The 24,078-nt window shown below is 62.1% G+C and carries 24 protein-coding genes and 2 pseudogenes; 10 read left to right on the top strand and 16 right to left on the bottom strand.

Translation table 11 applies throughout. From position 1 onward, the window contains the following. Window positions 1-2: 2 nt before the first annotated feature. Entirely contained in the window at window positions 3-698 is a 696-nt protein-coding gene (locus tag ACSQ76_RS11890; RefSeq protein ID WP_306129913.1) for a M48 family metallopeptidase, read from the bottom strand. Window positions 699-812: 114 nt separating this feature from the next. Then, entirely contained in the window at window positions 813-1,766 is a 954-nt protein-coding gene (locus tag ACSQ76_RS11885; protein WP_437156723.1) for a radical SAM protein, read from the bottom strand. Window positions 1,767-1,894: 128 nt separating this feature from the next. Here ACSQ76_RS11885 and zwf point away from each other — a divergent pair, with 128 nt between their 5' ends. The 3 genes from zwf to pgi are packed head-to-tail and all read left to right on the top strand — an operon-like array spanning window position 1,895 to window position 5,655. Continuing rightward, window positions 1,895-3,349, top strand: coding sequence for a glucose-6-phosphate dehydrogenase (gene zwf / locus ACSQ76_RS11880; RefSeq protein ID WP_306129911.1), 1,455 nt, complete (start codon window positions 1,895-1,897; stop codon window positions 3,347-3,349). Further along, a complete protein-coding gene (pgl, locus tag ACSQ76_RS11875; protein WP_437156722.1) occupies window positions 3,346-4,017 on the top strand; it encodes a 6-phosphogluconolactonase in 672 nt (223 codons plus the stop codon). The genes zwf and pgl overlap by 4 nt, the downstream gene beginning before the upstream one ends. Window positions 4,018-4,059: 42 nt before the next feature. After that, complete coding sequence (gene pgi / locus ACSQ76_RS11870; protein WP_437156721.1) at window positions 4,060-5,655, top strand: glucose-6-phosphate isomerase; 1,596 nt, start codon at window positions 4,060-4,062, stop codon at window positions 5,653-5,655. Here pgi and ACSQ76_RS11865 read toward each other — a convergent pair. From ACSQ76_RS11865 to ACSQ76_RS11845, 5 genes and pseudogenes are all read right to left on the bottom strand, one after another. Beyond that, window positions 5,652-6,071, bottom strand: coding sequence for a cupin domain-containing protein (locus ACSQ76_RS11865; protein WP_437156720.1), 420 nt, complete (start codon window positions 6,069-6,071; stop codon window positions 5,652-5,654). The genes pgi and ACSQ76_RS11865 overlap by 4 nt on opposite strands. Before the next feature lies 1 nt (window position 6,072). Continuing rightward, entirely contained in the window at window positions 6,073-7,350 is a 1,278-nt protein-coding gene (gene eno / locus ACSQ76_RS11860; protein WP_437156719.1) for a phosphopyruvate hydratase, read from the bottom strand. Window positions 7,351-7,449: 99 nt separating this feature from the next. Further along, window positions 7,450-8,327, bottom strand: a pseudogene (locus tag ACSQ76_RS11855) (DMT family transporter). An 84-nt stretch (window positions 8,328-8,411) separates the two neighbouring features. Beyond that, window positions 8,412-8,825, bottom strand: coding sequence for a Fur family transcriptional regulator (locus ACSQ76_RS11850; protein WP_306129906.1), 414 nt, complete (start codon window positions 8,823-8,825; stop codon window positions 8,412-8,414). Between the two features lie 74 nt (window positions 8,826-8,899). After that, a complete protein-coding gene (locus ACSQ76_RS11845; RefSeq protein WP_437156718.1) occupies window positions 8,900-9,601 on the bottom strand; it encodes an endonuclease/exonuclease/phosphatase family protein in 702 nt (233 codons plus the stop codon). A gap of 38 nt (window positions 9,602-9,639) precedes the next feature. Here ACSQ76_RS11845 and ACSQ76_RS11840 point away from each other — a divergent pair, with 38 nt between their 5' ends. Further along, the gene (locus ACSQ76_RS11840) at window positions 9,640-10,290 is read left to right on the top strand and encodes a hypothetical protein (protein WP_306129904.1); all 651 of its coding nucleotides are present in this window, start codon (window positions 9,640-9,642) and stop codon (window positions 10,288-10,290) included. Between the two features lie 2 nt (window positions 10,291-10,292). Here the strand turns inward: ACSQ76_RS11840 and ACSQ76_RS11835 are convergent, their stop codons facing one another. The 7 genes and pseudogenes from ACSQ76_RS11835 to ACSQ76_RS11805 form a co-directional block, all read right to left on the bottom strand. After that, window positions 10,293-11,711, bottom strand: coding sequence for a protein adenylyltransferase SelO (locus ACSQ76_RS11835; RefSeq protein WP_437156717.1), 1,419 nt, complete (start codon window positions 11,709-11,711; stop codon window positions 10,293-10,295). 31 nt (window positions 11,712-11,742) lie between these two features. Continuing rightward, window positions 11,743-12,189, bottom strand: a complete 447-nt coding sequence (locus tag ACSQ76_RS11830) for a GNAT family N-acetyltransferase (protein WP_437156716.1) — start codon at window positions 12,187-12,189, stop codon at window positions 11,743-11,745. After that, complete coding sequence (locus tag ACSQ76_RS11825) at window positions 12,186-13,127, bottom strand: nucleoside hydrolase (protein WP_437156715.1); 942 nt, start codon at window positions 13,125-13,127, stop codon at window positions 12,186-12,188. Before ACSQ76_RS11825 ends, ACSQ76_RS11830 begins: the two co-directional genes overlap by 4 nt. A gap of 106 nt (window positions 13,128-13,233) precedes the next feature. Next, window positions 13,234-14,417: pseudogene (locus ACSQ76_RS11820) on the bottom strand (vWA domain-containing protein). A gap of 8 nt (window positions 14,418-14,425) precedes the next feature. Further along, window positions 14,426-14,593, bottom strand: coding sequence for a hypothetical protein (locus ACSQ76_RS11815; protein WP_057789503.1), 168 nt, complete (start codon window positions 14,591-14,593; stop codon window positions 14,426-14,428). A 17-nt stretch (window positions 14,594-14,610) separates the two neighbouring features. Continuing rightward, window positions 14,611-15,966, bottom strand: coding sequence for a DUF2927 domain-containing protein (locus tag ACSQ76_RS11810; RefSeq protein WP_437158196.1), 1,356 nt, complete (start codon window positions 15,964-15,966; stop codon window positions 14,611-14,613). Between the two features lie 357 nt (window positions 15,967-16,323). Continuing rightward, a complete protein-coding gene (locus ACSQ76_RS11805) occupies window positions 16,324-17,163 on the bottom strand; it encodes an AAA family ATPase (RefSeq protein ID WP_437156714.1) in 840 nt (279 codons plus the stop codon). A gap of 204 nt (window positions 17,164-17,367) precedes the next feature. On the opposite strand from ACSQ76_RS11805, the gene dksA reads away from it, so the two are divergent. Together dksA and ACSQ76_RS11795 are read left to right on the top strand one after the other, a co-directional pair. Next, the gene (dksA, locus tag ACSQ76_RS11800) at window positions 17,368-17,790 is read left to right on the top strand and encodes an RNA polymerase-binding protein DksA (RefSeq protein ID WP_306129972.1); all 423 of its coding nucleotides are present in this window, start codon (window positions 17,368-17,370) and stop codon (window positions 17,788-17,790) included. Window positions 17,791-17,862: 72 nt separating this feature from the next. Continuing rightward, window positions 17,863-19,032 (top strand): FAD-dependent monooxygenase, encoded by a 1,170-nt coding sequence (locus ACSQ76_RS11795; protein WP_437156713.1) that lies wholly within the window; start codon window positions 17,863-17,865, stop codon window positions 19,030-19,032. On the opposite strand, the gene xth is transcribed toward ACSQ76_RS11795, so the two are convergent. Beyond that, window positions 19,029-19,811 carry an exodeoxyribonuclease III gene (xth, locus tag ACSQ76_RS11790; protein WP_437156712.1) on the bottom strand — a complete coding sequence of 261 codons (783 nt, stop codon included), beginning with the start codon at window positions 19,809-19,811 and terminating at the stop codon, window positions 19,029-19,031. The two genes, ACSQ76_RS11795 and xth, sit on opposite strands and share 4 nt — an antisense overlap. A gap of 323 nt (window positions 19,812-20,134) precedes the next feature. Here xth and ACSQ76_RS11785 point away from each other — a divergent pair, with 323 nt between their 5' ends. From ACSQ76_RS11785 to ACSQ76_RS11775, 3 genes are read left to right on the top strand one after another with little or no spacing between them, the layout of a single operon-like run. Continuing rightward, entirely contained in the window at window positions 20,135-20,485 is a 351-nt protein-coding gene (locus ACSQ76_RS11785) for a hypothetical protein (protein ID WP_437156711.1), read from the top strand. Between the two features lie 43 nt (window positions 20,486-20,528). After that, window positions 20,529-21,602, top strand: coding sequence for a DUF6902 family protein (locus ACSQ76_RS11780; protein WP_437156710.1), 1,074 nt, complete (start codon window positions 20,529-20,531; stop codon window positions 21,600-21,602). Then, window positions 21,599-22,501, top strand: coding sequence for a DMT family transporter (locus ACSQ76_RS11775; protein ID WP_437156709.1), 903 nt, complete (start codon window positions 21,599-21,601; stop codon window positions 22,499-22,501). Before ACSQ76_RS11780 ends, ACSQ76_RS11775 begins: the two co-directional genes overlap by 4 nt. Before the next feature lies 1 nt (window position 22,502). Here ACSQ76_RS11775 and ACSQ76_RS11770 read toward each other — a convergent pair whose 3' ends face one another. Further along, on the bottom strand, window positions 22,503-22,829 hold the full coding sequence (locus ACSQ76_RS11770; protein ID WP_057789486.1) for a HesB/IscA family protein: 327 nt from the start codon (window positions 22,827-22,829) through the stop codon (window positions 22,503-22,505). A 77-nt stretch (window positions 22,830-22,906) separates the two neighbouring features. On the opposite strand from ACSQ76_RS11770, the gene ACSQ76_RS11765 reads away from it, so the two are divergent. Continuing rightward, window positions 22,907-24,076: a deoxyguanosinetriphosphate triphosphohydrolase gene (locus tag ACSQ76_RS11765; protein WP_437156708.1), complete on the top strand. Its 1,170-nt coding sequence runs from the start codon at window positions 22,907-22,909 to the stop codon at window positions 24,074-24,076. The last annotated feature ends 2 nt before the right edge of the window (window positions 24,077-24,078 follow it).

Raw genomic sequence — 24,078 nt, 5'->3', positions numbered from 1 at the left:
TCCTACTGTTTTGACAACTCGTGCCACCGGGTCTCCAGCTTTTCGATAGCGGCAATGCGCTCGGTCGTCTTGGGGTGGCTCATCAGCCAGGCCGGCATCGCGCCGCCGCGCGACTGGGTCAGCGCCTCCAGTTTTTCAAACAGGGATTTCTGTGGCCTCGTCCCGATCCCGGCCTTGGTCAGCAGGGCGGCGGCGTATTCGTCAGCCTCGTATTCGTCGCCCCGCGACAACCGGGCCGCAAGAAGCGAGGCGACACCATTGGCGATCCAGACTCCGATGCCGGGCAGGAACCGTGACAGCACCATCGCCAGAGCCGTGCGCAGCGCATTCTGACCCGAAAAATCGATCATCCGGCGGCGCGAATGACCAAGCGCCACGTGGCCCAGTTCATGCGCGATGACGCTTGCCATCTCCTCGGCCGAAACCTCTCCGGAAAGAAACTTGCGATAGAAACCACGCGTGATGAAGATGCGCCCATCCGGCGCGGCCAATCCGTTGACCGGGTCGATCTCATAGATGTGCACCTTTATACGCGGCAGATCGAGGGCCTTTGCCAGCCGTGAGAACAACGGTGTCAGCTTGGGATCTGCCAGTTCGGTCGAACGTGCGTCAAGCTCCCGCTTGGTGCGCCAGACCGAGAAACGGTACATGACCACTGCATAGAGAATCGCCAGAAGGATCGGGGTGAACTTGATCATGAGGCAGATATGGGCCCTGCAGCCGGGCGGGGCAAGCGACGCATCGCCGCCTGATATCCAGAATGACCCCGCAACTCTGGAGATTTGCAAAAGGGCAGGAGGCCCAAGCCCCGGTCAGCCCGAGCAGCTGGCGCCCCCCAGCACGCAGAACTTGGCGCAATGGGGGTGGTTCAGCGCCACGTCTCCCTCGGCCTCCGCCAACGTTTCGCCCAGTTCGAACTCCGCGTCATAAGGCAGCAAGGTGCAAGCCAGCACGGCGGGCCGCTCCGCACCCTTGCGCTTGACCACCATACGCGAGGACGCACACATCACGCTGTCAGGCGACTTGCCAAGGATGCTCCAGCAGCCGGTGGTGATTTCCGGAACTTCGACGCTCTCGTCCATTTCCGGGAACAGAACCGTCATCGCCGGGTCGTGGGCGTCGATGTCAAACCCGTGTGCGGCGAAAAACGCCTGATAGCCGGCACGCGACTCGTGTTCACCGTCGTTCCAAAGGCTCCGCCCGGCAATGGCCATCCGGATGCCTGTTTGCCGAAGCCAGTGCATTCCTTCCAGCGTCCGGGCAAAGCTGCCCTTGCCGCGTTCCTCGTCATGCAGCGCCTCGGAATAATGATCGACCGAAATGCGCAGGGTCAGCTTGTCGCCGTATTCTTCTTGCAGCGCCTGAAGCCCGTCCCGAACGCGCTTGCGCATCATCGGACGCATCGCATTGGTCAGGATCAGAACGTCGTAACCGCGAGACAGGCAGACGCCCGCCATTTCCACCATCTGAGGGTTCATGAAGGGCTCACCGCCGGTAAACCCGATCTCTGTCACGGGCCAGCCGCGTTCGGTCAACTGATCGAGGTAATCCCCGACCTCGGCCGTGGTGATATAGACAAGCCGGTCGTTTTCCGGAGAACTTTCGATATAACAATTCGCGCAGGTGATGTTGCACAGCGTGCCGGTATTGAACCAAAGCGTTCGTGGCTTGCTCAGCGGGACGTACGCCCGCTGCTCACCATCGGCGGTGACCTTCGGGTCGATGAATTTTCCACCGTTTGCGCGAGGGGACGCCACATCTTTCATCTGTCTATCGTCCGAATTTCATTTGCCTTTCGGGCGTAACCTGTCCTTTCTTCTCTTGAAAGTCGAGTACGGGCAGGTGACACCTTCGTGATCGCCACCTAGACTTGCACCGAGTTCAGGAGAAAACCATGGTATCTCGCGTCATCCCGGTCGATCCTTTCGACCTTGTGATTTTCGGGGGCACGGGGGACTTGGCGCAGCGCAAGATCCTTCCCGGCCTTTTCCGGCGCTTTCGGGCCGGGCAAATGAGCGACGATGCCCGAGTGATCGGCGCCGCGCGCAGCGAGATGGACGCTGCCGCGTACCGTGATTTCGCCCGTAAAGCCGTGATTGAATTCGAGCCCGAGGCCGCGAAAGACACCGAACATCTAGAAAGCTTCCTGCAACAGCTCGAGTACGTGACGATCGACGCACGCGGCGAGGCGGGATGGTCCGAACTGACGGGGATGCTGCGCGACGACGAGATTCGCGCCTTCTACTTTTCCGTGGCGCCCAGCCTGTTCGGGGACCTCGCCGACAGGCTGCACAAGTACGGCATGGACTGTCCGAATTGCCGAATCGTGGTGGAAAAGCCCTTTGGCCGCGATCTCGAGACGGCCAAGGCGTTGAATGCCACCATTGCGGAGTATTTCGACGAGCACCAGATCTACCGGATTGACCATTACCTGGGCAAGGAAACGGTGCAGAACCTCATGGCGATCCGCTTTGGCAATACATTGTTCGAGCCCCTGTGGAACAGCCAGTATGTCGATCACATCCAGATCACCGTGGCCGAGGAAGTGGGCGTTGGCGGTCGCGGCGACTATTATGACCGCTCGGGTGCGATGCGGGACATGATGCAGAACCACATCATGCAGCTTTTGTGCCTGATCGCGATGGAACCACCAGCCAAGTTCGATCCCGACGCCGTGCGCGATGAAAAGCTCAAGGTGATTCGTGCGTTGGACCCGGTTGCACCCGACGACGCCGTGCGGGGCCAGTACGAGGGCACCGGACAGAATGGCAGCTATCGCAACGAGGTTGGCAACCGCGAAAGCATGACCGAAAGCTTTGTTGCCCTGCGCGCCACGATCAGCAACTGGCGGTGGGCCGGAACGCCTTTCTATCTGCGCACCGGCAAGCGACTGCGCGAACGGGCGAGTGAGATCGCCGTGGTTTTCAAGGATGCGCCGCATTCCATATTCGGCGCCGACGCGGGCCGCCACCGCAACATCCTGACCATCAAGCTGCAACCCAACGAGGGGATCGAGCTTGGCGTGACCATCAAGGAACCCGGCCCGGGTGGCATGCGGCTGGTGGACGTCCCGCTTGATATGACATTCGCCGAGGCATTGGGACCGGAAGAGGCGGATTTTCCCGATGCCTACGAACGGCTGATCATGGACGTGATCCGCGGCAACCAGACGCTTTTCATGCGCGGTGACGAGGTCGAGGCCGCATGGGCCTGGATCGACCCGATCATCGCGCAATGGGACGAGTCCGGCCGCGCACCGCACAGCTATGCGACGGGCAGTTCAGGGCCGGATGATGCGCTGATGCTGATGCACCGCGACGGACGCCGCTGGAGGGAGATACGCGCATGAGACTGATCGAATACGCCGACGAGGAGATGATGGCGATCGATCTCGCCAATCAGCTCGCAGGGGATCTGAATACCGCGCTGGAGCATGACGACCGTGCGCTGTTCGTGGTGCCGGGGGGCAGCACGCCCGGTCCGGTCTTCGACGTGCTGTGCGATGCCGATCTCGACTGGTCCCGTGTCGATATCTGCCTCAGCGATGAACGTTGGGTGCCCGAGGTGCACATCCGGTCCAACACCCGGATGCTGCGCGAGCGGCTCTTGGTGGGCCGGGCCGCGAAAGCCGCCTACCTGCCGCTTTACGCCCGTGCCGAGGCGCCCGAGGCGGTACTTGCGGACTTGGAGGCCGTCATCCAGCCACGTCTGCCGATCGCCGTATTGCTCCTCGGCATGGGCGGCGACATGCATACCGCCTCGCTGTTTCCGGGCACCGACGGGCTGGATGCGGCGCTTGCGCACGACGCACCGGTGCTGGTTCCCATGCGCCCTGCCAAGGTCGAGGATGTGCGGATCAGCCTGTCGGCACGGGTGCTCAATGCGGCGGTGGCCAAGCACCTGGTGATCACTGGAGAGGACAAGCGCAAGGCTGTTGAGCGCGCCCGCACCTGCCGGCCCGAACAGGCGCCTGTGGCCGCGATCCTCGACGAAACCGATGTGCATTGGGCGCCCTAGCGTGCCGGACAGTCCGACCGAGATAAAAAAGGAGGAGACCGCATGACCTGGGCGGCGCTGAAATCTGAGACCGGAACGCCGATTGGTGATCTCATGCAATCGTCCGACCGCGCAGCCCGGTTCCAGGTCCAGGCCGATGGGATGCTGTTCGACTACGCCAAGACCTCGATGACCGAAGCGGCCCGCGAGAAGCTTTTGCAACTGGCAAAGGAACGCGGCGTTGCCGAGCGTCGGGACGCGATGTTCGCGGGCGAGCCGATCAACGAGACCGAGGGACGCTCGGTTCTTCACGTGGCGCTTCGAGCAGGGCCCGACACGGTGATAAAGGTCGATGGGCAGGATGTGATGCCCGGCGTCCGCGACGTCCTGTCCCGCATGCGTGCCTTTGCCGAAGACGTTCGGTCGGGCCGGCACAAGGGCGCGGGCGGTCCGATCACCGACGTGGTGACTATCGGCATAGGCGGCTCGCATCTTGGGCCCGAAATGGGCACGCTGGCGCTGCGCCCTTATCACGAGGGTCCGCGCTGTCACTTCGTGTCGAATGTGGATGGGGCGGATATTGCCGATTGCCTCGACGGGCTAGATCCGAAAACCACGCTCTTCATCGTCGCCTCCAAGACTTTCACGACCATCGAGACGATGAGCAACGCCGCGATCGCAAAGCCTTGGGTGCAACTTGGCGGCGGGGACCCGAGCGCGCAATTTGCGGCCGTGTCCACCGCGCTCGACAAGACCGAAGCATTCGGCATCGCGCCCGAGCGCGTATTCGGCTTTGCCGACTGGGTGGGCGGGCGATATTCCACGTGGGGGCCGATCGGGCTGTCGCTGATGCTGGCCATTGGACCAGAGGAATTCGACGCATTTCTCGCCGGCGGCGAAGCGATGGACACCCATTTCCAGACCGCGCCGCTCGAGCGGAACATGCCGGTGATGCTGGCGCTGACCGGGCTGTGGCACAGTCACGCATGCGGCTATCCCACGCGGGCCGTTTTGCCCTACGATCAGCGCCTGTCGCGCTTGCCTGCCTATCTTCAGCAGCTTGAGATGGAAAGCAACGGCAAGGGCGTGACGATGCAGGGCGACCCGGTGGACGGCGGCTCGGGACCGATTGTCTGGGGCGAGCCGGGCACCAACGGACAGCACGCGTTCTACCAGCTGATACACCAGGGCACGCAGGTGGTGCCCTGCGAATTCATGGTGGCCGCCCGGGGGTTCGAGCCGGGGATGGACCACCATCACCGCTTGCTGATTGCCAATTGCCTTGCCCAATCCGAAGCCTTGATGCGGGGGCGAGACATCGACACCGCCCGCGAGATGATGCGCAAGGCCGGTTTTGAGGGCGCCGAACTGGAACGGCAGGCCGCGCACCGGGTCTTTCCCGGGAACCGCCCCTCGACCACGCTGGTCTATGACAGGCTGACGCCCTACCAGCTCGGGCAGATCATTGCGCTCTACGAGCACAGGGTTTTCGTCGAGGGAGTGATCCTCGGGATCAATTCCTTCGATCAATGGGGGGTCGAGCTGGGCAAGGAACTGGCCAAGGAGATGGAGCCGCTGGTGGCGGGCGAGGCCGAGGCCGGCAGAAAGGACGGCTCGACCCAAAGCCTTCTGGCCTTCCTGAAAGCAATCCGGGGTTAGCGCGGAATATCGAACCCGTCAGGTGCCATCGTGAATTGCTCGAACTCGAATCCCGGGGACACGGTGCAACCGACCAACGTGTAGTCCCCGGTCGAGCGCGCCATCCGCCATGCGTCGGGCGGGACGATGACTTGTGGCCTCTGGCCTTCCGTCAGGTCTGGGCCAAGAACCATGTCCCGCGCGGGGCCCGCCTCGCTTTCCGATATCGACAACACCATCGGCGCCCCGGCGTAATAGTGCCAGATCTCGGCCGCATCGACCTTGTGCCACTGGTTGTGATCCTCACCCCGCAGCAGGAAATAGATCGCCGTGCCATGGGCGCGTCCTTGATTGGACGCGCGCCATGTCTCGCGAAAGAACCCGCCCTCGGGATGCGGCGACAGGTCGAGGGTGGCAATGATCTGGTCGGCGGTCACGTCAATTCCGCAGGATCGAGCGTCCGGCATAGATCGCCGTGTCGCCAAGCGCCTCTTCGATGCGGATCAGCTGGTTGTACTTCGCCAGCCGGTCCGAGCGCGCAAGCGAGCCGGTCTTGATCTGCCCGCAATTGGTGGCCACCGCAAGATCGGCGATGGTGGCATCCTCGGTTTCTCCGGAACGGTGCGACATGACGTTGGTATAGCCTGCGCGATGTGCCATTTCGACCGCCTGAAGCGTCTCTGTCAGGCTGCCGATCTGGTTGACCTTGACCAGCATCGAGTTCGCAACCCCGCGTTTGATCCCGTCCGACAGGCGCGTCGGGTTGGTCACGAACAGATCGTCACCCACCAGCTGCACCTTGTCGCCGATCTGGTCCGTGAGTGCCTTCCAACCCTCCCAGTCATCCTCGGACATGCCATCCTCGATCGAAATGATTGGATAGTCGTTCACCAGCGCCGCCAGATACGCCGCATTCTCGTCCGGCGACAGGGATTTTCCTTCTCCGGCAAGCACGTACTTGCCGTCCTTGAAGTATTCAGTCGCGGCGCAATCGAGCGCGAGGTAGATGTCTTCGCCGGGTTTGTAGCCGGCCTTTTCGATCGAGCGCAGGATGAAATCCAGCGCGTCGCGGGCCGAGGCGATATCAGGGGCAAAGCCGCCTTCGTCACCGATCCCGGTCGATAGCCCCGCGCCGGACAGTTCTTTCTTCAGCGTGTGGAATACTTCGCATCCCATGCGCACGGCATCGCGGATATTGCCCGCGCTGACCGGCATGATCATGAATTCCTGAATGTCGATCGGGTTGTCGGCGTGTTCGCCGCCGTTGATGATGTTCATCATCGGCACTGGCAGGGTGCGGGCCGATGTGCCGCCTACATAGCGGAACAAAGGCTGCATGGCGAAATCCGCCGCGGCCTTGGCCACGGCAAGGCTGACGCCGAGGATGGCGTTGGCGCCAAGCCGCCCCTTATTAGGGGTGCCGTCCAGTTCGATCATCGCTTCGTCGATGGCCACCTGTTCCGTGGCATCGAATCCGGCCAACGCGTCCGCGATTTCGCCGTTCACCGACGCCACGGCCTCCAGCACGCCCTTGCCCATGTAGCGTGCGGTATCGCCGTCGCGCTTCTCCACCGCCTCATGCGCGCCGGTGGACGCGCCCGACGGCACGGCGGCGCGGCCCATGGTGCCGTCTTCGAGGATCACGTCCACCTCGACTGTCGGATTGCCGCGGCTGTCGAGGATTTCGCGTGCGTGAATGTCCAGAATGATGCTCATCTGTAACCCTTTGGCAGAATGCAGTTGCCGGTCCATAGCAAGAACGCGCGTGAATGGGAACTGCGACGCAAGGCGGTGTCGCGGTAATCTTTCGATGCGTCAGGCGGCCCGCGCTCGCCGGGCCAACCGCCGCTCGCGCAGATAAGTGTAGAGCCCGGTCGTGATGATCAGTGCGGCGCCAAGCAAAGTCAGGGTGTCCGGCCGCTCGGCAAAGACCACAACACCCACGATCAGCGAAAAAGAAGGCGCGTATAGCGGAACGGCGTGACGACCGCCGCATCCCCCATGCGCATCGCCGCCACGATGCCATAATATCCCATGGCCCCGAAGACCATGCCGCCCACGATCATTGCCCACAGCGGCGGTGTTAACGTTGACAGCGTCTGCGGTCCCAGCACGATCAACAAAACTCCGGCCGGTACCACTGCGGCAAAGCCCTGAAACGACACCACGGTCGAGGACACGGAGACGTCGATGCGCCGGGTGATAAGGTCGCGCGCGGCCACGCAGGCTACGGACACCAGAACGAGCAGCGCCGAAGGGTCGAAACCGGCAAGGCCCGGGCGGATAATCAGCAGCACGCCGCAGAACCCGATCAGGATCGCGCTCCACCGGCGCCAGCCCACGTCCTCTCCCAGAAACAGCGCCGCCCCCATGGTAATGAAGAGCGGCGTCGCCTGGAAAACCGAGGCGACGACCGAGATATCGACCTTCGACAGCGCGGTGGTAAAGGCAAGGGCAGCACCGGCCTCGCATCCCGCGCGCAGCAGAAAGGGCCTGCGCCACGCCTCCGGTGCGAAAATGCGATGCCCACCCAGCCGCGCCACCACCGCAAAGATGGACGCGCTGCCGATCCCGAGAAAGATCAGGATCTGGCCGACTGAAATGTCGGCCGACAATTTCTTTATGAACATGTCCTCGACGGTGAAGGCCGCCATGGACAGAATTACCATCATTATTCCGCGAAGATTGTCCATGATCGCCGTGCCGCTTGAAAGTTTCCCTGCCGCGATAGGCGGCTTTTGGGGGCGATACAAGACAGTCGGTCGGACGGAGCCGGGTCAATCCTTCCGAATCGGAACGCCGTAGAGTTCCAGCTTGTGACCCTTCAGCTTGTAGCCAAGCTTGGCGGCAATCTTTTCCTGCAATTTTTCGATGTCGGGGTCGACGAACTCGATCACCTCGCCGGAATGCATGTCGATCAGGTGGTCGTGGTGGTCGCGTTCGGCATCCTCGTACCGGGCACGCCCGTCCCCAAATTCCAGCTTGTCGATGATGCCGGCCTCTTCGAACAGTTTCACGGTACGATAGACGGTGGCGATCGAAATCTTGGGGTCCCGGCCGCTGGCCCGGGAATAAAGCTCTTCCACATCTGGATGGTCTTCGGAGGATTCCAGCACCGCCGCAATGGTGCGCCGCTGGTCGGTCATCCTCAAGCCCTTGGCCTCGCAACGGTCGATGATGGTCTCTGTCATGCCGGCCTTCTTCGCGTTTCCGGAGCGTTGGATAACGGGTGTGACATCGGAAATCCAGCTTTTTGCGACATGCATCACCGCCGGTGCGTCAGGTCTGCCCAGACGGGCAGGTGGTCCGAGGTGATATGCGCGGGCTTGGCCGTGTAGACGCCGGTTGCCGCGACCTCAAGCTCGGGAGAATGGGCGATCCGGTCCAGCTTCCCGACGGGCCGAGGCGCAGGATAGCTGGCCGGCGTTGGCGCGAATTCCAAGCCGCTCGCCGCAGCGCGCATCGCGGCGGGGCGACGCCACTCGTTGAAATCGCCCGCCAACACCAGCGGCATCGCCTCGCACCGGGCAGCCACCCGCATCACCGCCATCATCTGCAACAACCGGTATCGCCGCACAAGCCCCAGGTGCACTCCAACAACCCGCAGGGGACCAATGCTGGTGTCCAGTTCCGCCATCACCGCCCCGCGCGGCTCCAGCCCCGGAAGGTCGACATGCCGCGTGTGCCGCACCGCCAGGTCTCGCCGCGCCAGCATCGCGTTGCCGTGCCAGCCCAGCGAGCCGCCCGGCGCACCGAAGGGCAGGATACGCCAGCCGTCCCGCTCCACAAGGTCGTGGGGAAGGGCGGCGGGGCGGGGCTGTAATCGCTTGTCCGCCTCCTGCAAGACAACAAGATCGGCGCCCAAGGCATTGATCACCTGAAGGCTGCGATCCGGTCGCCGGCGCATGTCCAGCCCCACGCATTTTTGCAGGTTGTAGGTTGCAATTCTCAGTCGGGGCTCGTTCATGGTAACACGATGGCAGAATTGCAGAAGGACCGCTCTACATGTTTGCAGATCAAACCTGGCTGGCGCGTCTCATCTGGCTGGCGCTTGCCGGCGCGACGCTTTGGGCACTGGCCTTGCTGCGGTTTGAACTGGCCTTTGTGGCGCTGGCGACGCTTGGAGTTTCGCTGGCCCCGGTCATCGTTGCTAACTGGGCGCAGGTGCATGTGCCACCGACCTTCATCGCCGTGGTCGTGGCGTTCGTTGTCGCCACCCTTTTCCTTGGTGAGGTCTTCGATTTCTACGAACGGTTCTGGTGGTGGGACATCGCCATGCACGGCACGTCTGCCGTCGCGTTCGGGCTGATCGGATTTGTCTTTGTATTCATGATGTTCCAGGGTGACCGGTTCGCCGCGCCGCATCTTCAACTGAGCTTTCTCGCTTTCTGTTTCGCCATGACGATCGGCACGGTCTGGGAAATCTTCGAGTTCGGGATGGACCAGGTCTTCGGGTTCAACATGCAGAAATCCGGACTTCAGGACACCATGGGCGATCTCATCATCAACGCGGTCGGCGCGTTGGTCGGCGCGGCAGCGGGTTTTGGCTATCTCAAGGGACGGCATGTCGGCATCGGCACCTTCATTGACGAATTCGTAAAACGCAACCCACGCTTCTTTCGCAGGTTACGACGGCGTCGCGACCGCTCCGAATAGCCTCAGGTGCCGCAAAAGGTCTGCTGCACCGCTTCCGAGGGCTGCGGCGGTCGTGCAAGATCCCGGGAGTCACTACGCGGATGGTACGGATCGGCCAGTACATCGCAAAGCCGGTGAAACGGGGCCATGTCACCGGCAACAGCCGCCGCGATTATCTGCTCGATGCGGTGATTGCGTGGAATGTAGGCAGGGTTGGCCGCGCGCATGACATCGTCCGGCGCCTGTTCCTGTTCCATCCGCTTGCGCCAGTCCTTTTCCCAAGCGTCGAATGCCTTTGGGTCGAGGAACTCGTCGCGCGGCCTGCCGTCACTCAATGCTCTAAACGTGTTGGTGAAGTCTGCGCGATTGGCCGCCATGGCATCCAGAAGCGCGGCAATCAGGCCCTCGTCTTCGGCTGTTGCTTTCGCCAGCCCGATCTTGCGCCCGAAAAGCTCACGCCACACGTTGTGCACCTGACCCGGCATGGCATGGACCGACTTGGTGAAATCTTCGACCGCCTTGTCCTGATCGGGCATCAGCGGCACCAGTGCCGTGGCCAGCTGTGCCATGTTCCAAGCGATCACGTTGGGCTGGTTTGCGAAGGCGTAACGCCCGTGCATGTCGATGGAGGAAAACACTGTATCGGGATGATAGTCATCCATGAACGCGCATGGTCCATAGTCGATGGTTTCGCCCGACAGCGCGGTATTGTCGGTGTTCATCACCCCGTGAATGAACCCGACCGACATCCACTGCGCCACCAGACGCGCCTGCCGCGCGATCACAGCGTCAAGCAACTCCGCCGGGGAAGTTACCTCGGGATAGTGCCGCTGGACCACGTGTTCGTATAGCGCCTGAAGCGCTGGCAGGTCGCGCCTTGCAGCAAAGAACTGGAACGTACCGACGCGAATGTGGCTTTGCGCCACGCGGGTCAGCACCGCGCCGGGCAGGGCGCCGGTTTCGCGGAACACCGGCTCGCCGGTCAGCGTCGCCGCCAGTGCCCGGCTTGTGGGGATGCCAAGAGCGTGCATGGCCTCGCTGACGACGTATTCCCGCAACACAGGTCCCAACCAGGCGCGCCCGTCTCCCATCCGAGAATAGGGCGTCGGCCCCGACCCTTTGAGCTGAATGTCAAAGCGTTTACCGTTCGTTGCGACTTCCCCCAACAGGTTGGCGCGGCCGTCTCCCAGTTGCGGTGAAAAGCCGCCGAACTGGTGCCCGGCATAGACCTGCGCCAATGGATCAGCGCCGTCCGGCACCTGATTGCCGGCAAAGACGCGCGCCCTTTCGTCCTCGGGTCCCGGCGAGATCCCAAGTTCACGGGCCAGCACCTCATTGAAAGCAATCAGTTGAGGCGCTTTCACAGGCACGGGCGGCTGCCTGGTGAAGAAGCGGTCGGGCAGGCGGGCATAGGAATTGTCGAATGGTATTTGCAAGCTCATACTTGATAGATAGTCGCCTGTCCCGCAAACGCTAGAGCTTGCGTGACATCAGGATGTAATTCTCACGCGGCTCGAAACGCAGTCTTTCGTAGACGCGCCGCGCTTTTGCATTCTCGCGCCCGACCTCCAGATGGATTGCCTTCATTCCCGCAGCGGCCAGTGTCTTGGGCAAGGTCAGCAGGATTTCCGAGCCGATCCCGCGTCCACGCACGCCGGGTCGGATGAAAATCTCGTCGACAAACCCGTCGAGCCCGCCAAACTCTATCGACCACCCGAACGAGACGGCGACATAGCCGATCGGGGCCCGCCTCGGACCCGCGAGGTAGATGCACCCGTGCGGCGATCCCTCCAGCAGCGGCGCCAGGGCATCGCGGCGGGTCGTGTCGTCCTGCACGATGCCCTCTTCGTGGTGGAACGCCGCTACCAGCGGCAACAGACGCTCCATGTCCTCGGTGGCGGCAAGCGTCAATTTCGTCATAGCCGGGCCAGCCTTTCGGTCAGAAGTTCGAAAAACCCGTCCGCATCGAGGTTCCCGATGAACAGCGCATTGGCTGCGCGATCGGTCACGCCCCACCAGTCCGCCACGGTCATTCCCATGGTCAGTTCCGATCCGGTTTCGATCTCGACATTGACGTGTCGACCCGAAAACAGTTCTGGGCGGATCAGGTATGCGACTGTGCAAGGATCATGCAGCGGTGCCCCGTCGGAGCCGTATTTCTCGCGGTCGTAACGTTCGAAGAAGTCGGTCATTTCGGCTACCGCCGTCCCGACCCGGTTGCCGATGGCACGAAAGGCATCGTTGCGCGCGCGCGTCACCAGCGCCTTGTGCGTCACATCGAGCGGCATGACGACGATCGGCACGCCAGCCCGGAAAACCAGATCGGCCGCATGCGGATCGACATGAATGTTGAACTCGGCCGCGGGCGTGATGTTGCCGACCTCGAAATAGGCGCCGCCCATCAGGACGATCTCATGCACCTTCCGGACAATATCGGGCGCCATGCGGAACGCCGTCGCGATATTTGTCAGCGGCCCGATCGGCACCAGCGTGACGCTGCTCGCGGGCTCTTTCCGCAAAGTCTCGATGATGAACTCGACCGCGCGCATATCTTGCAACGGCATCGTCGGCTCGGGCAGGTCGGGCCCATCAAGCCCGGTCTTGCCGTGCACATGTTCCGCGGTCACAAGGTCGCGGTCCAGCGGGCGATCACACCCGGCAAAGACCTTCACGTCGCGCCTCCCGGCCAATTCGCACACCATGCGCGCATTGCGCACCGTCAGTTCCAGCGGCACGTTGCCGGCGACACAGGTAATTCCCAGAACCTCGATTTCCTCCGGGCTCGCCAACGCCAAAAGGATCGCGACGGCGTCGTCCTGCCCGGGATCCGTGTCGATGATGATCTTGCGCACGTTCATGCAAATCCCCTGTCACGGCAGACAATACTTGTCCACTGCGCTTAGATTGTCTTGGCAGAAATACTCCGGGGAGGGACCGATCTCCTGGCGCGGACCTCCGATCGGATCAACGACCCAATTCCTTCATCCCGCGCTCGATCCCCTCAAGGGTCATCGGTACCATCCGGTCCTCGAATATTTCGCGCACCATTCCGATCGAATGGGTATAGCTCCAATAGGCCTCGGGCACCGGGTTGATCCACAGGTGCTCGGGCCATTGCGCCCTTGCCCGCTGAAGCCAGACCTGTCCCGCTTCGGCGTTCCAGTGCTCGTTGGCGCCACCCGGATAGGCAATTTCGTAAGGCGACATCGAGGCGTCACCGACGAAGATGCACTTGTAGTCCGGCCCGTAGGTGCGCAGCACCTCGTCGGTGGGCGTCTGCGCGTCCCAGCGGCGGCGATTGTCGCGCCAGACGCCTTCATAAAGGCAATTGTGGAAATAGTAGTATTCCAGATGTTTGAATTCGGTTTTCGCGGCTGAAAACAGTTCCTCGACCATCTTGATATGCGGGTCCATCGACCCGCCCACGTCCAGAAACAGCAAAACCTTCACTGCGTTGCGTCGCTCCGGGCGGGTCTTGACGTCGAGATAGCCATGCTCGGCGGTGGCCCGGATCGTACCCTCCAGGTCCAACTCGTCCTCGGCTCCGTCCCGCGCCCATCGCCGCAGCCGTTTCAGCGCCACCTTTATGTTGCGCGTCCCCAACTCGACCGTGTCGTCGAGATTGCGGAACTCGCGCTTGTCCCAGACCTTGACCGCCCGCCGGTGGCGGCTCTCCTTTGCCCGATGCGCACACCTTCGGGGTTGTAGCCATAGGCGCCAAAAGGCGAGGTTCCGGCGGTGCCGATCCATTTATTGCCGCCCTGGTGGCGCCCCTGCTGTTCCTTCAGCCGCTCCTTCAGCGTCTCCACCAGCTTGTCGAACCCGCCAAGCGCCTCGATCTCGGCCCGCTCTTCCTCGCTCAGGTGCTTCTCGGCCAGTTTTTCCAGCCACTCCTGCGGGATGTCGACAGCCTCGACCACGTCACTCGCGCTGATCGCTTCCAGCCCCTCGAAGCTGGCGGCAAAGGCGCGGTCGAAGCGGTCGATCATCCGCTCGTCTTTCACCATCGCCGTACGGGCAAGATAGTAAAACCCCTCGAGATCGTAGGTCACAAGGCCCGCACCCATCGCTTCCAGAAAGGTCAGGTACTCGCGCAGCGAGACCGGCAGGCCCGCCTTCCTGAGATTCTCGAAGAAGGGCAGGAACATCGCTTACCTCAGATCGACATGCGGTGGATGATCAGCGTAGCAAAAAGCCCAAGCAGCGTGAAGATCAGGCAGTAAACGGCCGCGTACAAAAGGATATCGGCGGTGCGACCCTTGCGCCGCCACGCCGTGAATGCGCCCAGGCTTGCGCCCAGGATCGCGCCGAATAGAACGATCATCGTGTCTTCCCGTCAGGTCACTTCAGGGGACTGAGCGACGAGATTTCCCGCAGTTTCGCGCGCACCGCCCAATCCGCGCCGAACCCGTACCGCGCCCAGCCTATACTGTCCAGACGCACCGTCTGCGCCTCGGCGACGCGGCCCGTCAAGTCCAGCGCCTCGGCCCTCAGCAGCATCAGTGTCGACAGAAGGGCGGCGTTTTCATGACGTTCGGCGATGGCAAGATGCGGCGCCAGAATGGTCAGCGCCAACTGGCCATTGCCCTCGCCAATGGCGAACGCGGCCAGTTGCGATGCGGAGTAGGCACGATGCAATTCGGTGCCGGGGGTCTGGCTGTAGAACCGTTCGGCCAGGCTGAAATGCTGGAACGCCGTGTCGGGCTGGCTGGCCTGGGTCAGGCGCCCCATTGCGAAATGCGAGAACGCGCGCCGATGATCGTGCCAGCCCATCGCGTCGGCGATACGCAGCGCCTCGCCCGCGGCCACTAGCCGCTGCGAGTGACCCGCTCCGGGGCCAAGCGCCGTCTGCACAGCCTTGATCCATGCGCGGGGCGTCGATGACAGGGCGTGCGGCGAGATTGTGTCGCCACCGGGATTGAGCCGTGACAGGATGGACGGCAGAAGGGCCGCCACCTGTTCCCGCGTCATTCCCGACTGCAGCTCGGGCGAGTAATAGGCCCGCAGAATCAGCATGTCGAAACCTGTCAGAACCGTGTGCACGTTGTCATCGTTGAACACGCTGTCGGGCAGCCGGTAAAGATCGTTCAGCGGTCCCAGCGCCTGCGCCACTTCCTCGTGCAGGCAGTCGCGTACTTCCTGGGGCGAGGCATCGTTGGGCAAAAAAATCGCAATCTTCTCGCGTTCGACCAGCTTGCTCCAGTTTGTTTGCCGCTTGTTGCGCGCCGCGCGGTATTCCGACAGGCGACTGATATTGGGCACCACGAAACAGGCCGCCTTGGGCAGGTGCCTGCGGATTTGGGCCCGCGGCACGGCCTCGATCGTGATGTTGGCCGCGTCGGACCGGACCCTTGCAATGTCGATCATCGCCTCGGTGCGCAGCCGGTGCACCAGGCGGTTGAGGTCCGGGATAAGCGTCGAGGGAGGATTGCCGGTGATCCGGATCGAAACAGGCCCCTCGAAGCGCGAGAAATACTGCAATTTGCGACCCGATTCGAGTTGAAAGGACAACTCGAGGAAATCCTGAGCGATGTCGATGTTGGACCGTGAGGGTGGCACGGGACGCGGCGCCGAGAACGACTTAAGGGCTGGTAGCGTAGTTGCGGTCGCCGTGGCTGCGCGCGAGGGCATTTCACTGGACGGGCTGGGAACGCACGCGCCCAGCATGAAAAACAATGGAAGAATGACGCGGCGCATAAGCCCCCGATGCCTGTATGGTCCCATGTGGCAGGTGTCCGTCGTAACCCCGTCCTGCCCATCCGGTGCAGTCGTCGCCCGGTCGTTCTGCGCGTCTTTCAGTGCACGCAATTCGAAACGCTGCTCTTCGACCCTACCGGATAGGTGTCCTCTTCGCCTCTTACTTCGTCCCCGGCAAGGTGCAAAAAAGACAATAGTGTGGCCGAATCGCCAGCAGCCCGAATCGCGATTCGAAGCGCATGAGGAATGTTGTCGGAACTCTGGTTAACCGGGAATTATCAGCAAACGACTAATCGCACGCCTGTTGCCGCAATGTTACGGGTTTGCACGCTACTGCCGAAGTTTCAGGCGATGTCGCTATCTTTGCCGGCGCGCCATGAAGGCGAGCCGCTCGAAAAGGTGTACATCCTGCTCGTTTTTCAACAGCGCGCCGTGCAGCTTGGGCAGCGCATCCGCGCCATCGCGCTTGAGGTCCTCTGCCGTCAGGTCCTCTGCCAGGATCAGCTTCAGCCAGTCCAGCACTTCCGAGGTCGAGGGCTTCTTCTTCAATCCCGACTGCTCGCGGATGTCGTAGAACTGGGTCAGCGCCTCGGTCAGCAGCCGTTCCTTGATACCCGGATGATGCACTTCGACGATCCGTTTCATCGTCTCGGGGTCCGGAAACTGGATGTAGTGAAAGAAACAGCGGCGCAGGAATGCGTCGGGCAGCTCTTTTTCGTTGTTCGAGGTGATGATCACGATCGGGCGCTGAACCGCGCGGACGGTTTCACCGGTCTCGTAGACGTGAAACTCCATCCGGTCCAGTTCCTGCAACAGGTCGTTGGGAAACTCGATATCGGCCTTGTCGATCTCGTCAATCAGCAGCACGACTTTTTCTTCAGCTTCGAATGCCTGCCACAGCTTGCCCTTGCGAATATAGTTGCGCACGTCGTGGACGCGTTTCTCGCCAAGCTGGCTGTCGCGCAGGCGCGAAACGGCATCGTACTCGTAAAGACCCTGTTGCGCCTTGGTGGTGGACTTGATGTTCCACTCCAGCATTGGCAGGCCCAGGCCGTAGGCGACCTGCCGGGCCAGTTCCGTCTTGCCGGTCCCTGGCTCGCCCTTCACCAGCAGGGGGCGTTCCAGCGTAACGGCGGCGTTCACCGCGACGGTCAGGTCGTCGGTGGCGATATAGGCGTCGGTGCCTTCGAATTTCATGAGCGTCCCTTTTCGTGGTGTCGCCGCGCGCAAGTGTCGGGCTGCACGGAATTTTTGCCGCACCCTAGTGTCTTGGGCAATTCACATCAATGGCGGGCAATTGTGTAGTGACAATCGGTCGGGGCGCGTGTAATTGCACGCCACAAGGTGGATTTCTCAAGGGGAAGTTGGGTGACCTACGGAGACCTGCAGGAGGGAGTGGAAATGAAACAGGACGTGGTTCTGTCGGAGGATTACACTCCGGCAGAGGACGAGCCGTTCATGAATGAGCGGCAAGTGGAGTATTTTCGTCGCAAGCTGCTGACCTGGAAGAGCGAGCTGCTCGAGGACAGCCGTGACACCATCGAGGGGCTTCAGGACAGCACGCGTGCAATTCCCGACGTGGCCGACCGCGCCAGCGAGGAAACCGACCGGGCGCTGGAACTGCGCACGCGGGACCGTCAGCGCAAGCTGGTCGCCAAGATCGACGCGGCCCTGCGCCGGATCGACGAGGGCGAATACGGCTATTGCGAGGTCACCGGCGAGCCGATCAGCCTCAAACGCCTCGATGCCCGCCCGATCGCGACCATGAGCCTCGAGGCCCAGGAACGTCACGAACGGCGCGAGAAGGTTCACCGCGACGACTGACCGCGGCAGAACCAAACCGAAATCGGAACGCCGGGGCTTTCGCTTCGGCGTTTTCGCATTCAAAGGACCCGCATGGATATCGCCTCTTTCAACTGCATCGTTCTCGGCGGTGGCATTGGCGGGCTGACCACGGCGATCATGTTGCGCCGCGCGGGTGCTGCCGTGTGCGTCCTCGAACAGGCTCCCCGTATCACCGAGGTGGGGGCAGGCCTGCAGATCAGTCCCAACGGTTTCATCGTTCTGGAAAAATTGGGGTTGGGCAGCGCGCTGCGGGCGAAATCGGTGCGCGGCCAGTCGGTGCGTCTGCGCGACTACAAGGGGGCCGAGGTCGTCCGTCTCGATCTCGCGCGGCTGCCTTGTGGTGACTACCACTTCGTCCATCGCGCGGACCTGATCCACATCCTCGAGCACGCTGCTCTCGCGGCCGGCGTCGAGATATCCCTGGATCAAGAGGGCGCGTCCGTGACGCCCGGATCGGTTCCCGAAGTGACGCTGCGGGATGGCACTGCGCTGACATGCGACTTGCTTGTTGGGGCGGATGGACTTCACTCGGTCGCTCGTAAAGCGCTTAACGGTACATCCGCCCCTTACTTTACCCGGCAGGTGGCCTGGCGCGCCGTCATCCCCGAAACCGGCGCCGAACCGGAGGCGCAGGTCTTCATGGGCCCCCACCGGCACTTGGTCACCTATCCCCTACGCGGAGGCCGCATGCGCAACCTCGTTGCCGTGCAGGAACGGGCCCGGTGGCACGAAGAAAGCTGGACTGCCGAGGATCGTCCCGAAACCCTGCGCGGAATCTTCCACGATTTCGGGCCTGATGCGACCCGTTTGATCGACCGGGTCGAAAAGGTCCATCGCTGGGGCCTGTTCCAGCATCCGGTCGCGGCGAAATGGCACACGGGTTCAGTGGTGCTGGTCGGTGACGCCGCTCATCCGACGCTGCCGTTCATGGCACAGGGGGCCAACATGGCGCTCGAGGATGCTTATGCCCTGGGACGAAGCCTTGCCAAAGAAAGGGACCTCAACTCAGCGCTCGCGGCCTACCAGTGGATGCGAGCCGATCGCGTGCGGCAGGTTGTCGACACCGCCAGCCGGAACGCCTGGAAATACCATCTCGCCTTCCCGCCGGTTCGCTTTGCCGCGCACACGGCGCTGCGGCTTGGCGGTGCGCTGATGCCAAGCCGTCTCGTGAGCCAGTTCGACTGGATTTACGGCTACGACGTCACGGCAACGGACGCCTAAAGGTCCAGTTCGACCCAAACGGGAACGTGATCCGACGGCTTTTCCCGTCCGCGGATGTCCTTGTCGATGCCCACGTCCACCAGGTGGTCCGCCGCCTGCGGGCTCAGCAGAAAGTGATCTATCCGGATGCCGTCATCCCGGTTCCACGCCCCCGCCTGATAGTCCCAGAAAGTGTAATGGCCAGGCCCGGCCACCCGCGTGCGGAACGCTTCGGTAAACCCCATGGACAGCAACTCGCGAAAGGCCGCCCGGCTTTGCGGCAGGGCCAACGCATCCTTCGCCCAGGCCTCGGGGCGCTTTGCGTCCTCGTCCTGCGGGATCACGTTGTAGTCTCCTGCCATCAGGAAGGGCTCCTCGGTGGCCAGCAACTCGGCGGCGCGTGCTTTCTGGCGTTTCATCCAGGCAAGTTTATAATCGTATTTCGGCCCCGGTGCTGGGTTTCCGTTGGGCAGATAGAGGCCGCACAGACGTATCGAAGACCGCGCACCCACGACCGTCGCCTCGATCCACCGCGCATGGTCGTCTTCGTCGTCGCCGGGCAAGCCCCGGGTGACGTCTTCCAGCGGCAGCTTGGACAGGATCGCGACGCCGTTGAAACCCTTCTGGCCATGGGTTTCGACATTATATCCGCGCTCCTCGAACGTCTCTCGCGGGAAGCCTTCGTCGACTGTCTTGATTTCCTGCAAAAGCGCAACGTCGGGTTGGGCCTCTTCCAGCCAGTCGATTAAGGCGCTCAGCCGCGCTTTGATACCGTTGATGTTGAAACTGGCGATCTTCATGCACGGTCTCCGATCATGGTCAACCTATCGCCCAGCCTCCCCGCGGACGCAAGCCGCCTAGAGGACTAAATTAACGATTCGCGCCTAAGCTGATTCGGTCTAAGTCTGGAAACAATTTTTGTTTTATCCACAGTTCTGTTGCCCTGTGGAAAACAATTTTTTCCGTGCGCTGCTAAGCAGCGCACGGAAAAGCTGGCAAGGGGTGCTAAATTTTGTAGTTCGGAATCGTGCCTTGTGGATAACTCGCTTACGGCGAAATACAGTTTGAGAATCCCGTTTTGCGTGCAACCGTTTTTGGTGTTGACCAAATCAGGAGACTACCAATGGTTGCAATTCGTAAAAATCTTTTCGCCGAAAACCCCTCCACCCCGACCGAGGCCAGCCTGCACGAAGGCACCGCTGTCGAAGCGTTCACCTCGTCCCTGCAAGCGTCCGGCGACATGCTGGATGGCGTGGCGACCGAGATGTTCACGTCCAGCCTGAGCCCCGTTGCCAAAACCAGCCGGATGACTGGCGACGCGGTTGAGGCGTTCACCTCAAGCCTTGGCCCGGTGACCGCAACCAGCACCGGCGCAGGCGATGCCATCGAGGCATTCACCTCCAGCCTTGGCCCGGTCCGTGCAGAGCGTGCCGACGAAGGCGATGTCGTCGGCGCCTTCACGTCCAGCCTTTAAGCCGGGCGGCGGAACGGAAACACGTCACAGGGATATCTAAACCATGGGATCCATCGTCACGCTCGATCTTCCGTTCCGCCAAACCTCGCGGGAGGCGCGACAAACCGCGCTTTTGCAACGTTTCGCTGCCGAGCGTCGTTCCGAAACGGACGTTTTCTGGCTCAAGGAAAACGCCGAGATTCTGAACGTCCTGTCCAGCACGGGTGCAACCCTGCCGCTGGCGGCCCTCGCCCCGTTCGACACGCTCTATCGCACAATCGACCGGCGCCTGAGGTTCTTCCCGCAATACTACCGCTTTCTGCTGTCGCTCTGTCTCGACCTTGAAGATCTAGGCATGGGCGGGACCATGGGCGCATGGGCGGTCGAATGGGTGGCCGCCGAAGGGCTTGTCTCCGCCGAATTGTCCGATCTTCAACGGGCCGAGGCGCGGCGCCTCTGCCTGCGCCGCGGGGTGGATCCGACTTCCCAAGATCCCGGGCTCGACGATCGCCTGCGCAGTTTCGGCAGCCGCAGCACGACATTCGCGCTTCCCAACAAGAAGGCCGCGTACGAGCTCACTCACATCGTGTTCTACCTGTCCGAATATGGTCGCCGTAACCCGGATCTGCCCGCTGCATTCGCGGACAGCTTGCGTTTCGCAGGTACTGTGGCCTTCCTTGAAATGAACATCGACCTTCTCGCGGAGGTCTGCATCGCCCTGCGTTTCGCCGGACAGGCACCGCCCGACACATGGGAGAATTGGCTGTCCGCGCAGGCGCGGCACTTCCTCATCGAGGCTGATCCGGCAGGATGGATTTCGGACGACTACCATCCCTATCTCATGGTTCAGTGGTTCCTGTCCACCGCCGGGCTGGGCGGGTTCGGGGCAATGCTGCCCGAAGGCGGGCTTCGGATCACTGCGCCAAGTCCGCACGTGGCTCCGCTGCGCGAGTTGTCGGAAAGCATGTACCGCCTCGAGGGCGAGCGCATCGCCGACTGGTCGCTGATGCGCACCCGGATCGACCCGCTTTTGACCGCAGAGGCTCGCGAGGTGGTCGAAGCCGCCGAACAGGCCATCGACTTCGACGCCTTCTTTCACGGCTTTTCCCGCGCCACCACCCAAGGGGTGCCGACATGATCGTGCGGGGCCGCAAGACTGTCCTACTCGGTGTCGCGCTGACCGTGATCTACACGCTGTTGATCACCGGCGCCGACGCCATCACCAAGCTGTTCTCGGCCAACTACGCCGCCCCGCAGATGTTCGCTCTCTCCGGTGGCCTGGTCGCGTTTTTCTGCCTGGTCGCCGGTCACAGAACCGCCGCGACCAGCGTGCTTGCCACCGGCTGCCCCTGGATCATGGCGCTCCGCGCCGCCGCCACGGTGATCGGCACATGCGCATTTTTCTACGCGTTCAAGCTGCTGCCTTTTGCCGAGGTTTTCCTGTTCATCGCCATCATCCCGATCCTCGCCGCGTTGCTGTCGCGGGTCATGCTGAAGGAATACGCGGGTGGGCAGGTCTGGGGAGCTATGATCCTTGGCGTGATCGGTATCGCGACGCTCTTTCCGGGCGGCTTGCACAGTTTGGGGGCAGGGCACCTCGTTGCCTTCCTCGCCGTGGCGATGGGGGCCGTGTCGATGGTCGCCTCGCGCTATATTGGTCAGCGCGACCCGGGCGGGCTCTTGTCTCAGGTTTTCTACCCCAATCTCGCGTTGATGATCGTGATGGGAGGCGCTCTGCCGTTCGTCTTCGTTCCGATGAGCTGGTGGGATGTACTGTGGGTGGCTTATTACGCAGCGCTGCTCTTTGGCGCACGTTGGGTTCTCGTCGCCGCGCTCAAGTTGTTGCCGGCCTATGTCGTGACGCCGCTGATGAACCTGCAATTTCTCTGGATGGTCGCCATCGGGTCCATGGCGTTCGGTGAACGGACCGGGGCAGGGGTGTTTCTCGGCGCGGCGCTGCTAATTACCGCTGGTGCATGGCTGGTCTGGGACCAAGTTCGCGCGCCGACGCCTAAGGCGGCCGTCCCGGCTGAATAGATCACATCGAAAAGGACGTCCCGCAGCCGCAGGCGCTGGTCACGTTCGGGTTGTCGATGGTAAACCGCGCGCCGATCAGCTCCTCTGTAAAGTCAATTGTCGCACCGGCCAGGAAGGGCAGGGACACGCTATCGACAATGACCTTCTGACCATCGCCGCCTTCCAGCACAAGATCGTCACCCGTGGGCGCGTCCAGCTTGATGTCGTACTGAAAGCCCGAACACCCGCCGCCTTCGACGGCAACGCGCAGGGCCTGACCCTGTTCGCCGGCACCGATTTCAGCAAGGCGTTCATAGGCGCGTTGCGTCACTTTGGGGGGCATTTGCATCTGGCGATCCTCGAGGTTTCTTTGCCGTTCATCATCGAATATACGAACGCTGGGACAGGACGACAAGGAAACAGGCGATGCATAAACCTTATGCCTCGAACCCAAAACAGGCGCGTGCGCGTCTTCATGCCGAGGAGGAAAGCGCGTTTCGGTCCTGTTATCAAAGGGATCGAGACAGGATCATCCATTCCAGCGCCTTTCGCCGTCTCAAGCACAAGACGCAGGTTTTCGTCGAGCATGAGGGCGATTATTTCCGTACCCGCCTCACGCACTCGATCGAGGTGGCGCAGGTGGCCCGGACCATCGCCGGTGCGCTTGGCCTCAATGTCGAGTTGACCGAGGCCGTGGCGCTGGCGCATGACCTCGGCCACACGCCCTTTGGCCATACCGGCGAGGATGCGCTCGACGCGCTTATGGCGCAATATGGTGGTTTCGACCATAACGCACAGGCGATCCGTATCGTCACCTCTCTGGAACGGCACTATGCCGAGTTTGACGGCCTGAACCTGACATGGGACACGCTGGAAGGCATCGCCAAGCACAACGGGCCCGTCACGGGCGATCTGCCCTATGCTCTGGCCGACTACAACGCCCGCCACGACCTTGAACTCGGCACCTATGCCAGCGCCGAGGCGCAGGTGGCCGCACTTGCCGATGACGTGGCCTACAACAATCACGACCTGCATGACGGCCTGCGCGCGAAACTTTTCAGCGAAGACGACATTGCCGGGCTTCCCGTCGTCGGCGCTTGCTACCGTGAGGTGGATGCCAAATACCCCGGTCTCGACCCTTACCGCCGACGGCATGAGGCGCTGCGCCGGGTCTTTGGTGTGATGGTTACGGACGTGATCGAGACCTCGCACGGGATTCTTCAGCAAGCCGCGCCGGCCGACGCCCAGGCAGTACGCAACCTGGGACGCCCCGTGATCCGCTTCTCAGCTCCGATGTGGTCTGACCTTCAGCAGATAAGGTCTTTTCTTTTCAAGCGTATGTATCGCGCTCCTAAAGTCGTCCAGATGCGCAGGCGCGTCACCAATGTGGTCGAGGACCTGTTTCCGTTCTACATGTCGCGTCCCGACTTTCTTCCGCGGCGGTGGCGTCAGGACGTGGCCGATGCCCCGGATGAGACGGCTCTGGCGCGGCTGGTCGCCGATTATATCGCAGGAATGACGGACCGGTTCGCGCTCGAGGCTCACGCGCGGCTGCTGGGCGGCGACGACGAATTGAGTCACGGAAAGGGAATATAGCC

Origin of the sequence: Roseovarius sp. B08 (genome assembly GCF_051417955.1) — a bacterium.
In the GTDB taxonomy this organism is placed as follows: domain Bacteria; phylum Pseudomonadota; class Alphaproteobacteria; order Rhodobacterales; family Rhodobacteraceae; genus Roseovarius.
Note: the sequence above shows the minus strand (reverse complement) of the source record. Positions and strands in the feature narration are given on the sequence as shown.